Origin of the sequence: Cyclobacterium sp. SYSU L10401 (genome assembly GCF_010993705.1) — a bacterium.
GTDB lineage: Bacteria > Bacteroidota > Bacteroidia > Cytophagales > Cyclobacteriaceae > Cyclobacterium.
Genome location: NZ_WOFO01000001.1, coordinates 697,350 through 710,034 on the forward strand (window position 1 = coordinate 697,350; position 12,685 = coordinate 710,034).

The 12,685-nt window shown below is 43.2% G+C and carries 11 protein-coding genes and 1 CRISPR repeat array; of the genes, 6 read left to right on the plus strand and 5 right to left on the minus strand.

Going from position 1 to position 12,685, the window contains the following annotated elements; all coding sequences use genetic code 11:
* The first annotated feature begins 144 nt into the window (after positions 1-144).
* The 4 genes from GL182_RS02890 to GL182_RS02905 all read left to right on the plus strand — a co-directional run bounded on the left by GL182_RS02890 (position 145) and on the right by GL182_RS02905 (position 3,860).
* Complete coding sequence (locus tag GL182_RS02890) at positions 145-1,554, plus strand: sodium:solute symporter (protein ID WP_163378044.1); 1,410 nt, start codon at positions 145-147, stop codon at positions 1,552-1,554.
* A gap of 32 nt (positions 1,555-1,586) precedes the next feature.
* Complete coding sequence (locus tag GL182_RS02895; RefSeq protein ID WP_163378045.1) at positions 1,587-2,027, plus strand: GNAT family N-acetyltransferase; 441 nt, start codon at positions 1,587-1,589, stop codon at positions 2,025-2,027.
* A gap of 1 nt (position 2,028) precedes the next feature.
* Positions 2,029-3,099 (plus strand): alanine racemase, encoded by a 1,071-nt coding sequence (locus tag GL182_RS02900; protein WP_163378046.1) that lies wholly within the window; start codon positions 2,029-2,031, stop codon positions 3,097-3,099.
* 155 nt (positions 3,100-3,254) lie between these two features.
* On the plus strand, positions 3,255-3,860 hold the full coding sequence (locus tag GL182_RS02905; RefSeq protein WP_163378047.1) for a porin family protein: 606 nt from the start codon (positions 3,255-3,257) through the stop codon (positions 3,858-3,860).
* 71 nt (positions 3,861-3,931) lie between these two features.
* On the opposite strand, the gene GL182_RS02910 is transcribed toward GL182_RS02905, so the two are convergent.
* The 3 genes from GL182_RS02910 to GL182_RS02920 all read right to left on the minus strand — a co-directional run bounded on the left by GL182_RS02910 (position 3,932) and on the right by GL182_RS02920 (position 6,966).
* Positions 3,932-4,813, minus strand: coding sequence for a carbohydrate kinase family protein (locus GL182_RS02910; RefSeq protein WP_163378048.1), 882 nt, complete (start codon positions 4,811-4,813; stop codon positions 3,932-3,934).
* The gene (locus GL182_RS02915) at positions 4,806-6,149 is read right to left on the minus strand and encodes a sugar porter family MFS transporter (protein WP_163378049.1); all 1,344 of its coding nucleotides are present in this window, start codon (positions 6,147-6,149) and stop codon (positions 4,806-4,808) included. The genes GL182_RS02910 and GL182_RS02915 overlap by 8 nt, the downstream gene beginning before the upstream one ends.
* Before the next feature lie 130 nt (positions 6,150-6,279).
* A complete protein-coding gene (locus GL182_RS02920; RefSeq protein ID WP_163378050.1) occupies positions 6,280-6,966 on the minus strand; it encodes a hypothetical protein in 687 nt (228 codons plus the stop codon).
* A gap of 210 nt (positions 6,967-7,176) precedes the next feature.
* On the opposite strand from GL182_RS02920, the gene moeB reads away from it, so the two are divergent.
* The gene (gene moeB / locus GL182_RS02925) at positions 7,177-8,331 is read left to right on the plus strand and encodes a molybdopterin-synthase adenylyltransferase MoeB (RefSeq protein WP_240469541.1); all 1,155 of its coding nucleotides are present in this window, start codon (positions 7,177-7,179) and stop codon (positions 8,329-8,331) included.
* Between the two features lie 63 nt (positions 8,332-8,394).
* Here the strand turns inward: moeB and GL182_RS02930 are convergent, their stop codons facing one another.
* Positions 8,395-8,910, minus strand: coding sequence for a DUF4494 domain-containing protein (locus tag GL182_RS02930; RefSeq protein WP_163378051.1), 516 nt, complete (start codon positions 8,908-8,910; stop codon positions 8,395-8,397).
* A gap of 627 nt (positions 8,911-9,537) precedes the next feature.
* On the opposite strand from GL182_RS02930, the gene GL182_RS02935 reads away from it, so the two are divergent.
* Positions 9,538-11,010: an SLC13 family permease gene (locus GL182_RS02935; protein ID WP_163378052.1), complete on the plus strand. Its 1,473-nt coding sequence runs from the start codon at positions 9,538-9,540 to the stop codon at positions 11,008-11,010.
* 41 nt (positions 11,011-11,051) lie between these two features.
* On the opposite strand, the gene truA is transcribed toward GL182_RS02935, so the two are convergent.
* Complete coding sequence (gene truA / locus GL182_RS02940; RefSeq protein WP_163378053.1) at positions 11,052-11,852, minus strand: tRNA pseudouridine(38-40) synthase TruA; 801 nt, start codon at positions 11,850-11,852, stop codon at positions 11,052-11,054.
* Between the two features lie 143 nt (positions 11,853-11,995).
* Positions 11,996-12,684: a CRISPR direct-repeat array (repeat unit 30 nt; unit sequence ATTTCAATTCCTGTATGGTGCGATTAAGGG).
* Position 12,685: the final 1 nt, after the last annotated feature.

The following is a 12,685-nucleotide window of genomic DNA, read 5'->3' on the forward strand; positions in this document are numbered from 1 at the left end:
ATTAAAGACCGGGTTTCCGGTCTTTTTTTTTGCCCATTCTGCGGACTCAAAGGCTTCAATATTGATATCAATTTACCCAGGATTAGGATTTTCAATAATTTATTGTTTTTATAAGAAGCGATTTATCGACTTAACCAATTAAAAATGTCTTTTATAGATTTATCTATTTTCATTATTTACATGATTCTGATGCTTGGAGTAGGCTTTTACTTCATGAGGAGAAATTCCGGCCAGGACGATTACTACGTCGGCGGAAGAAATATAGGGAGCTGGCACATAGGGCTTTCCGTTGTTGCCACCGATGTGGGGGGAGGTTTTTCTGTAGGGCTTGGCGGTTTAGGTTTTTTGATGGGGCTGTCAGGGAGCTGGATGTTGTTTACCGGTCTTTTGGGAGCCTGGTTGGCAGCAGTATTCTTGATCCCCAGGGTTAAATCCAACCCTGACTTCGAAAAATTTTATACACTTCCTCAGATTTTCCAGCACATTTTTGACAGGAAGGTAGGCATACTGGCTGCCATCATCTGTTTTGTTGGTTATTTGGGTTTTACATCCTCCCAGCTTTTGGCAGGAGCCAAGTTAGCCGCTGGAACCTTCAAGCCGCTGGACCTGAATGTAGCACTACTGATCATGGGAATTATTGCGGTGGTTTATACTGTATTAGGAGGGCTTAAAGCCGTTATCTATACCGATACGGTTCAGTGGATTGTGCTGATGGCAGGATTTATTTTTATTGGTTTACCGGTTTCTTATTATCACGTTGGAGGCTGGGAATCTATCAGGGAAACATTACCTGCTGAATATTTTTCTTTGACGAATTTGCGTTGGCAGGATCTGGCCAACTGGGGGATTACCATTTTACCGATCTGGTTTGTTGGGATGACGTTGTACCAGCGGATTTTTGCGAGCACAGACGTTAAGTCCGCCAAAAAGGCCTGGTTTATAGCAGGCTTATTCGAATGGCCCATCATGGCCTTTATGGGGGTTTCGTTGGGCTTATTGGCAAAGGTAGCTTTTGAGCAGGGGCTCATTGCTGTCAGCCAGGAGGACCTGGATCCTGAGATGGGGCTTCCCATTTTACTGAGCACCGTCTTGCCTCCTGGAATTATGGGATTGATGATGTCCGCTTATTTTTCTGCGGTACTTTCTACAGCCGATTCCTGCCTGATGGCCGCTTCAGGAAACCTTACGACAGATATCTTTGGAAGGTATTTGAAAGACAAAAAAGATCGATTTGTCATGCGTATGAGCCAGTTGTTCACCTTGATTATTGGTTCTCTGGCACTGGTTATTGCCATTCAAATGACAAATGTTCTGGACTTGATGTTGTATTCTTATGCTTTTATGGTGTCCGGGCTGCTGGTACCGATTATTGCCGGGCTTTTCTGGAACATGCGATCGCCTCTTGCTGCCATGACTTCGATGATTATTGGGGGAGTTGTCACAGCAGGCTTATCTATGCTTGACTTAAACCTGCCATTTGGTCTGGATCCCAACTTTTTTGGGGTATTTTCATCTTTAGCAGTGTTTTTGCTTGTTTATAGGCTACAAAAGTAATATGCAAATTAAACAAACAAAATATAAGGTAAATGTCTACTATAGAAACACTTTCTGCCATTGATAATGCTACCTATTTGCAAAAAAACGAAGTAGCAGATTTTTTATTTGAACACCTGGATCAATACGGAGACCCCAAAGCCCACATCATGCGTTGCCTGGACTATGCCCTGGATCAGGCCGGAGACAAAGGAGGTTTTGTCGTACTGGCCAGAGAGGAGGGCAAGATCGTTGGTACGGTAGTCGTAAATAAAACCGGCATGTCAGGCTATATTCCAGAAAATATTTTGGTTTACATAGCAGTTGATGCTTCTCAAAGAGGTAAAGGATTAGGAAAAAAACTGATGCAAACTGCGATAGATATGGCGCATGGTGACATAGCCTTGCATGTGGAGCCGGATAATCCCGCTAGATTTCTTTATGAGAAATTGGGGTTTACCAACAAATATCTTGAAATGAGACTAAAAAAATAACATGGCGTTTTTAAACCTATATCGCGATAAATTAAGAGAAAATTTTGAATTCTTGAAAAAAGAGTTTGCTGCGAACGATGTGTCCTGGGGGGTGGTTTCAAAAATTCTCTGTGGTAATCGTAAGTACATCAAGGAATTGATAGATATGGGGGCCGATGAAATACATGACTCCCGGATCAGCAATCTTGCAAAAGTAAAGGAAATCAACCCCAATGTACAGACTGTTTATATCAAACCACCTTCCAAGAGAAATATTTCGGACATGGTCCGGTATGCCGATGTAAGTTTAAACAGCGAACTCAATACCATCCGTTGGATCAGTGAGGAAGCTGTCAGGCAAGATAAAAAACATAAAATCATCATCATGGTAGAAACAGGAGACCTCCGGGAAGGGGTCATGGGAGACCATTTGATTGATTTTTATGCCAAGGTTTTTGACCTGCCCAACCTGGAAGTAATAGGATTGGGCACCAATCTCAATTGCCTGAATGGGGTAATGCCTTCAGCAGACAAGTTGATTCAACTATCGCTTTATAAGCAAATCATAGAATTGAAGTTCAATAAGGAAATTCCATGGGTATCTGCAGGGACCTCTGTGACCATCCCTTTGATGCTGCACCAGCAACTTCCCAAGGGAGTCAATCATTTCAGGGTAGGCGAGACCTTGTATTTTGGAGCCGACCTTTTTGAAGAAAAGACCATTGAAGGAATGAATCCCAATGTTTTCGAATTGTTTACGGAGATCATCGAAATGCAGGAGAAACCATTATTGCCTACAGGAAGCCTGGCCAACAATCCCCAGGGGGAAGTGGCAGAGATAGATGAATCACTCTATGGTAAATCTTCTTTCAGAGCAATTCTGGACTTGGGCCTCTTGGATGTAGATCCTAAATATCTGATTGCCGGCGACGGGGATTTTGAGATTTTAGGGGCCAGTTCGGACATGATAGTCATTAACCTGGGAGAAAACCCGAAAAATTATAAAGTGGGCGATTTGATCAAATTTCACTTGAAATACATGGGAGCTTTGGCCATACTCAATTCCAGTTATATTGAAAAAAGGGTGGTCTAAGCCCCAAAAAATTCAAGTCCTAACCTATCTTTCTATTTTAAAAATCCATATAAAATGCTCATTGCCAGATAGTTCATGATTGGTTGCTTAGTACTCTGATTTTTGGCATCAAATTGGTTTTAATTGAAATAGATTTAACCAACTTATTATTTGCCATGAGAAAAATCACATTAACGTTAATGGTGTTGTTAACGGCCACATTCACCGCAGTGGCGCAAGACAATTCAAATGAACCTTCATCCAAGTCAGGCTTTGGCATTCGTGGAGGAGCCAGTTTTTTTAACTGGAGTGGATCAGATATCAGTAGCAACGAATACACCAATCGGGTCGGTTTCCATGCAGGGGTTTTTGGGAATTCTTTCCTGGGAGAAAGATTTTCAATAGAACCGGGAGTGTATTATGCCGTGAAGGGTACCCAAAATGACGATATGGTTAATTCCAGGGCCATATTGAATTATTTGGACTTTCCGGTTTTGTTCCGTTTTTATGCGACGGAAGGAGTAAACTTTTTTGTGGGCCCTCAGGCTTCCCTGCTATTAAAATCCACTTTTGAAGCCGACGCTTTGGGGAATACATTTGGATGGGAAACGGAAAATATCAATGACCTGGATGCAGGATTGGTTTTGGGTCTGGGATATAACCTGCCGGTGGGTCTGAACCTTCAGGCCAGTTACGACCTGGGTTTAACTCCTGTTTTTAAGGATTCCAATGCCGATGTATACAATAGGGGCTTTAAGTTATCGGTAGGAATAAGCTTCTAATGATCAGATCTACATGCCATTAGCTCCAGAAAGCAACTTTGCTAGTAAAGTTGCTTTCTTTTTATTATTGATCACAGGTTTTTTATCCGAAGGATATCCTCTTCGTTGTATTGTGGGGTGCCCCCACTGAAGGTAGCTACAAGAGCCCCGAGTGCACAGGCAAAATCCAGGATTTTTTCCGGGGATTCTTTGGAAAGGTATTTGCTTACGAAGCCTGCCAAAAAAGCATCGCCTGCACCTACGGTGTCTTTCACGGCAACTGGATATCCTGGGTGATTGATGATTTCACCTTCCTGATAGATGGCTGCCCCTTTGCTGCCTAAAGTGATGCATATCAGATCAAATTCAAATAGCTCGCTCAATTTTTCTAGGGCAGCTTCCATCTTACTGGGAAGGTCATAGAAATCTGCCAATAGGGTAAGTTCCTCTTCATTGATTTTAAGAATATCAGCCCTTCTCAGGAGGTTGTCCAATAAGTCTGCAGAATAAAATGGTGGTCTCAGGTTGATGTCAAAAATTTTCAGTACAGGTATTTCCAATAATTTTTCAAGGGTAGCTTTGCTTACCTCATTTCTGGCAGCAAGTGTACCAAAAATAAAAGCGTCTGCGTTTCGGACGGACTTATCCATGTCCTCTGACCATTTGATATGATCCCAGGCCGCAGGTTTGACAATCTCATAATTGATGTTTTCCTTGTCGCCATCATCTACCTTTACTGTACCAGTAGGGAATTCCTCATTGATTTGAATTAATTCATCAGGAAGCCCATATTTTTTTACAAATGCCAATAGTTTTTTCCCCAATTTATCCTCGCCAACACTAGAAATCATTTTTACATCCACCCCAAGGTGTACGAGGTGAAGTGCTACATTCATGGGGGCACCGCCTGCGATACTTTCCTTCGGAAATATATCCCAGAGCATTTCACCGAAGCAGATTACTTTATTATCCATTTTTTGAAATAAAATCTTTTTGAATTTCTTCCAAAGACCTGCCTTTGGTTTCCGGCATTTTAAATGCTACCCATAGCAACTGCAGGACCATCATCAGGGCAAAGAAACCAAATATGACCACCGGGCCGAATTGATTGGCCAGGAAAGGGAATACATTGGCAATAATGGCCGCTAATATCCAGTGGGTGAAGCTTCCGATAGATTGTCCGTAGGCCCTCAGCTCATTGGGGAAAATTTCGGAAATAAACACCCATATCACTGCCCCCTGTCCTATGGCATGGGAGGCGATGAACATGAACACAAAAATGGGTAAAAAACTACTACTGATCTGACCACCCGAAAAGGAATAGGCAATCAGGAGCAAAGAAATGATGTAGCCTATAGAACCCATGTACATGAGTTTTTTCCTTCCGATGCGGTCTATTAAATAAAGCCCCACCAGGGTAGCCACCATATTTACTGCCCCAATACCCACCGTAGACAGCAAAGCACTTTCAGCACTGATGCCGGCCATCTCAAAAACCCTGGGTGCAAAATAAATGATGGCATTGATTCCGGATAATTGATTGAATAAGGCGATCAAAACAGCTAAAATGGTGATCCGGATGTATTTGGAATGGAACAAGGCGAGGAAACCAACTTTAACTTTTGTCAGTTTTTTCTCTTCCAGTGCCAACTTAATGGCCTCCTCAACTCCTTCAGGGTCGGTCCTTTGCAAGATCTTTTCTGCGGTTTCGAAATCATCTTTTTTTGCAATCAGCCATCTGGGGCTTTGCGGTACTTTTACTACCAGGAGTGTGTAGATCAGGGCAGGTATGGCTTCTACCCCCAACATCCAGCGCCAACTATTGACAGCTATGCTACTATCGATCAGGTAATTGGAGAAATAGGCTACCAAAATGCCGAAAACGAGGTTAAACTGAAATAGTGCTACCAATTGCCCCCTGTTTTTGGCGGGAGAAATTTCACTGATGTACATGGGGGCCACTACCGATGAGGCACCGACTCCAATTCCTCCAATGAAACGAAAAAACATGAAAGAATTAATCTCAGGAGCGATAGCAGATCCCAGGGCAGAAATAAAATACAGTATACCTATCCAAATCAGTGATTTTCTGCGGCCATACCTGTCTGCTGGTATTCCACCAAAAAGGGCTCCGATCACCGTGCCATAAAGGGCTATGGCTACCGCAAGCCCATGACTCCAATCACTTAAATTCCAAACTTCCTGGATTTGCCTCTCGGCACCGGAAATTACAGCAGTATCAAAACCGAATAAAAATCCTCCCAAAGCCGCAACCACGGAAAGAAATAACACATAACTGTTGATTTTCATAAAGTAATCGCTTAACCAAATAAGCTTTAAATCTAAACAGATATGCGCTTTTTAAAAAGTTTAAGCGAAAATTAAATGGGAATTGGTAATTTTTCAACCCTATCAGCGAGTCCCTGGGAGGAGAGCCGACTTATTTTCCAATATAAATCCGATAGTAAAACTGGAGTTGCACCAACATATCCGATTTAAACATCTTCTTCTGCTGATCATTTCCCTCCATTTCGGAAAAGGGACTTATAATCAATGAGCCTTCAACGCCAATCTCTGCATCAGATGGAAGATTTTTATAAATACCCACCCTTACTGGGAAATAAATGCCAGAGTCACTTGCAGGATAGGTTTCAGTTCTGTTACCAGTATCATTTAGGATAAGTTTTTCGTCGGTTCTATTGGATTGGAAATAACCTATACCCAATCCAGTATACACTTTAATCAGCGCCGGAAGATATCCACTTTGGTCGGGGTTAAAATGGTAGATAGGCATTACGTCACCATACAAGATATGGCCACTGAATGCATGCGGAAGGTCTGCAGCAGCAATCTTAGTAATTTGTGAAGGAAAAAGAAAATCCCCACTATTGACTATCTGATAGCCGAAGGTGGCCTTTACATCAAAAAAAGTTTCAATTTTTTTGTTATAATCCAGGGAAATGACCGGTAGTACTTTGTATTTTAATTTTCTAAGTTTACCAGTATTGTCACCATACAAGATAGAAGGTCCAATGCCAATTCCTAACCTGTCTGGCCTGTTGTCCTGGGCCAAAGTAGAAAAAGCAATGAAAAAAAAGCCGATTATGAAGAGCAAAAATGTTTTCATTTGATAATTTGGTTTCAGCTTGCAAGTTAATAAAATGACTTTATGTATAAAAGAATATGTTATTTAAACCCATTAATCTGAATTAGAGCGTAAATTGAGAGGAGTGTTCCACACATCCTTTTTTTAGGATAATTACGTGAAAGAACGATAAATGGATCTATATAGTTTGGAAATAGGTGAGTAAAGGTACTAAAACGAAACGGTAAAATAATGGATCAGGAAAAAATGATGGAGCAGGTCTTTACTGAAGGAGAGCAAGAGCTGTATGACCGGCATTTTTCTTTGCGTGGTTTTGGGGAAGAGGCACAGGGGAAACTTAAAAAAGGCAAAGTACTGGTAGTAGGGGCCGGAGGTCTTGGGAGTCCCTTGCTGCTTTACCTGGCTGCAGCCGGGGTGGGACAGATTGGGATAATTGACTTTGACAAAGTGGATGCATCAAACCTGCACCGACAGGTTATTTTTGATGAAAAGCAAGTGGGGATGCCAAAAGTACAGGCCGCCAAAAAGCGGTTGCAAGGTATCAATCCTTTTATAGAAATTGAAACTTATGAAGAACGTTTGACCACCGGTAATGCGATGGAGATCATCCGGCAATATGAGGTGGTAGCGGATGGTTCTGACAATTTCCCTACCCGTTACCTGGTAAATGATGCCTGTGTATTGGCTGGAAAACCCAATGTCTATGGCTCTATTTTTCAATTTGAAGGTCAGGTATCGGTTTTCAACTATAAGGATCAAGATGGAAAATGGGGGCCAAATTACAGGGATCTCTATCCCAGTCCCCCACCGGCTGGCCTGGTGCCCAATTGTGCTGAAACCGGAGTCTTGGGGGTTTTGCCTGGAATTATTGGCAGCATGCAGGCATTGGAAGTGATCAAGGTCCTGACTGGAATAGGAACGGTGATGGGAGGTAAAATGTGGCTTTTTGATGCCCTTGCTTTTGAATCCAGGGTCTTTAAGATCAAGAGAAAACCTGACAACCCGCTAAACGGAAATCATCCCAGCATTAGTGAATTAATTGATTATGAAGCATTTTGCGGGCTAAAGCAGGAGTCTGGCGTGAAAAGCATATCGGTGGAAGGTTTACAGGACCTGAAAAATGCGAATGAGGACTTTCTATTGGTCGATGTGCGCGAAGTCCATGAGTTTAGGAGAAAAAATATGGGAGGCAAGCTCATGCCCCTTTCCGAATTAGATGAGTTTCAAGTACAAATTCCCAAACATAAGAAAGTGATCATTCACTGCGAAACCGGGGTCCGAAGCGAAGCAGCCATCAACCACTTAGAGAAGCAATACGGGTTTACCAACCTGTTCAATCTGAAGGGCGGTATAAAGGCTTATTTGTCCAAATTTACAGCTAGCTAATGCCTGGCAGGATATTTTTATTTTGAAAAGGAAAAATTATGTGTCATTTTCCTGCTGATGCTTTCATTGATTTTCTTCCTCCTGCTCTCCGGGATGGTTACTTTCTACTGGCTTGAGGTTGTCGGGAATAGCCGGGTTTAGTTCTTCATCGTCTTTTTCATAAGGAAATATCTCCACAATAGGGCTTTCTGTAACTTCCGGTACATTAAAACTGACCAACATGTTGTTCAGGCTTTCATAGATCCTTTCATAAGCTTCCTTGACATGATGGGCGGTAACCAACATGTATTGGGTCACCTTTTTTTCCTTTCCGCTATCTGCATCTGCCACGATATAGGTAATCTTGCACTTGTGCCATACATCCACATCCTCATAAAAAAACACATCCACAATGTTGCTTTTGCCAATGCTGGTCACCTGAAAGTCTCCCCTGATCACACTGCCCAGCATATCGTATATTCTTGCCTCGGCTTCGGTGAAGGAAACCGCATCGACCAGATATTGCTCGGATACATTTTTGAGCAGGCCCTGCTCATTTTCTTTGGCATACTTTACTTTACACAAAAACCAGGTTCTCATAGTGCTAATACCTCTTTATTCAGTGAAGCCACGAAGGTAAGCTGAAATCACTAAAACAAAAAAGCTTTTGGATAAATCAGTCTTTGGAAATGAGGATCGGTTCCCTGCCTGTCGTAGGTATGAGCTTGACCGGATTTCTGTTAAAAACAGTCAAAACCATCTCTTCGAAACTTTTTGTCCAGATCGTGGGAGGAGAAAGGGTGTGGCAGTCTCTTTACGTTTTACATCATCACGGTTTCCACTGCTCAAACCTGGCCTTGAGATGAGGATTTTTTGAATTGTTACATACCGAACTCAGGTTGTCGGGGAATTGATTAGGGAGCATATTGAGGTAAAAATTTCAAAATTCTTGATAATTCCTCTTATTTTAGGGTTTTCCCACCAGCCAGTACCATGAAATCGAGCATGACGCAGTCGTCACACAAAGGGATAATTATAAATCATGCGAAGATTCCACCCCGATAAATCGGGACAAGTTCTGACCGAAAAAAATGAAATTATAAACACATGAAATCGAGCATGACCTACCCGTCACACACCGGGATGATTATAAACCATGCGAGATTCTCCCGATTAAGGATCGGGACAGGCTATGTGGCCATTAAAAATCAATTATAAACACATGAAATGAACCAGGTGATAAGTAAAAATGAAAGGAAAACCTCCGCTATCTTAGGACTTTTTTTAGGTCCTGTTGTTTTCTCAGTGGTATTATACCTTGCTTTTCTGCTCACCGGGGAAATGGGGCCTGCTTCCAAGGTGATGGCACTGGCGGCCTGGATGCTTTGCTGGTGGGTGACAGAGGCGGTTCCTATCCCTGTGACCGCTCTTTTACCCATGGTCTTTTTTCCCTTATTGGGTATTTTCGATATGGGAGCCGCCACAGCACCTTATTCCAACCCGATCATTTATCTCTTTATGGGGGGATTCATCATTGCCCTGGCCATGGAGAAAAATAAGTTGCACCTGCGCATTGCTCTAAACCTGATAACTATCACGGGCACCAGACCGGACGGTATCATATTGGGATTCTATCTGGCTACTGTATTCCTGAGCATGTGGATCAGCAATACCGCCACAGCCGTGATGATGTTGCCCATTGCCATGTCCATTGTTCAATTGATCCAAGCCAACAACCCTGCACTGACAAAGGAAAAGGGGTTTTCCAATTTTGCCTTTGCCCTGATGCTGGGGATCGCTTACGCAGCTAATATTGGAGGGGTAATCACCATAATAGGGACCCCACCAAATGTGGTTTTGGTAGGCTACATGCAGGAACTGTATGACTATCCCCTTGACTTTAACCGTTGGCTTTTGGTGGGAGTGCCGGTTGCAGCTGTCATGTTGCTTTTGATGTATTTGTTGTTGGTGAAAATATTGTACCCCAGTAATCTCGGCAGGCTTGCCGGATCTGCGGAGGTGATTCGGGATCAGCTACAGGCATTAGGCCCCATTCGTTCAGGGGAAACCCGAACGGCCGGTGTCCTGGTTTTGACGGCTTTGTTGTGGATATTCAGAAATCCGGTCAATCAAATGTTGCCTTCCCCCCTGTTAAACGACACGCTGATTGCCATGTCAGGTGGAATACTGATGTTTTTAGTGCCTGCTGCACATTTAAATGGGCCGAAATTACTGGATTGGAAAAGCATGCAGCGGCTGCCATGGGGTATTTTGCTTCTGTTTGGAGGAGGAATGACGCTGGCCAAGGGCATGGAGACAGCTGGGATCATCCAGCAAATCGGAAGTTATATTGCCGATAACCAGCTGTTGTCTGTCTCGCTTTTGGTGTTAGCCTTGACGGCGGTTTCATTATTTTTGACAGAAGTGATGAGCAATGTGGCATTGGTGACCATTTTCCTCCCCGTAGTTATGGCCATTGCAGAGGGCATGGGAGAGCAGGTATTGGTGTTTGCCATTCCTGTCACCATGGCCAGTAGCTTTGCCTTTATGCTACCCATTTCTACCCCACCCAATGCGATTTTGTTTTCCAGTGGTTTTATCCGCATCAAAGATATGATGAGGGTAGGGATATGGTTGAACCTGATCGCCATCCTTTTGCTTTGGTTGGCAGCATATTCTCTCATCAAATGGGTCTATTGAATCGGTGATTGCTAACTTGTAAGGCTTACAGAAATTTAATTTTAGTCTTGGGAGAACATATTCCTATTGAACGAAATGCTTTCGAGCACCAATCCATTTGCCGGAGCTTTAGGACTTAAAGGGCTTCGATCATCACTGTTCAGGGCCTGTTTCAGCTCGTCCAGACTGATCAAGCCTTCCCCCAGGAGAAAGAGAGCGGCCACCATCCTACGGACCTGGTGCATGAGGAATCCCTTTCCCCTGACCCTGAATACCCAAACCCTTTCTCCCGCCAGGAAGGGAAGCTCAGCTTCAGCCGGGCAAATGTCCGCACAGTGGATGGTCCGGACAAAATCACCGGTGTTTTTTCCCTGGCTGCAAAACCTTCGGAAATCATGTTCCCCTTCAAAAACAGCGGCTCCCTGTGTCATGGATGTTATATCCAGCGCTCTTCCTACATAGGCCAGGTTTCCTGCCAGAAAAGGATGGGGTTTTTCACCATTAGCGAAATAATAGCCGTACTGCTTTTCCCGCACATCCTGAATGATGTTGAAATCAACGGGTACTGCCTGACCAGTCAATAGGCGGATATCTGTTGGCAGATAGGTATTGACTTCGGAAATAAAGGGTAAAATATCCAGGGGTTGTCTGAGGAATAATTCAAAGGCACCATCCAGACAGGAAACCCCACTATCGGTTCGGCTGGCTCCCAGAACATTAAAATCTTCATGTCCTAAAACGAACCTGATGCATTTTTCCAGGGTTCCTTGCACGGTTTTCACTCCTTTCTGCACCTGCCATCCATGGTAGCGCAGGCCCAGGTATTGGATGCGAATCAGGTAGGTAAAAGGACGGGTTTTCATGGCGCAAAGGTAAAAAAGTTGAAGGAGATTGGAAGGAAGAAATCAATTTATGCGCTGGCCCTTCCACCCGGCCTCCCGATTCGCTATGTTACTCGGGACAGGCTCTCGGTAAAAAGCCTCACTGGGGCTTTTTTTAACGCTCGGTCCTAATTCCTGTATGGTGCGATTAAGGGTAAAAAAGAAGGATTTGAAATAGAATCCTATTGTGGATTTCAATTCCTGTATGGTGCGATTAAGGGTTTTCCAATTCTGGTGTTAATTCCCCCTCTTCAAGTATTTCAATTCCTGTATGGTGCGATTAAGGGGTTTTTCTTCCTGCTAAAATCCATTTCTACCTGATAATTTCAATTCCTGTATGGTGCGATTAAGGGATCGTTCGGCTCTAATGGCCCTATTGATGGTGGGTTATTTCAATTCCTGTATGGTGCGATTAAGGGAAACATGCTTTCACGTACATGATCCATCGAAATAAATTTCAATTCCTGTATGGTGCGATTAAGGGGCCAATGGGGAGGATCAACACTTATTCAGCTATACAATTTCAATTCCTGTATGGTGCGATTAAGGGAAGGTATCTAATTTGAATAGTAAACCATTTTGCAATATTTCAATTCCTGTATGGTGCGATTAAGGGACTGGAAGTAGGTCAAATCCTTCGTGTCGCAGATATATTTCAATTCCTGTATGGTGCGATTAAGGGTTGACGAGTTTTCCGCAGTATTCGATCCGCCGGAATATTTCAATTCCTGTATGGTGCGATTAAGGGATAGGAAGAGATATTTATGGTGTTAGTAGTTCCGTAATTTCAATTCCTGTATGGTGCGATTAAGGGG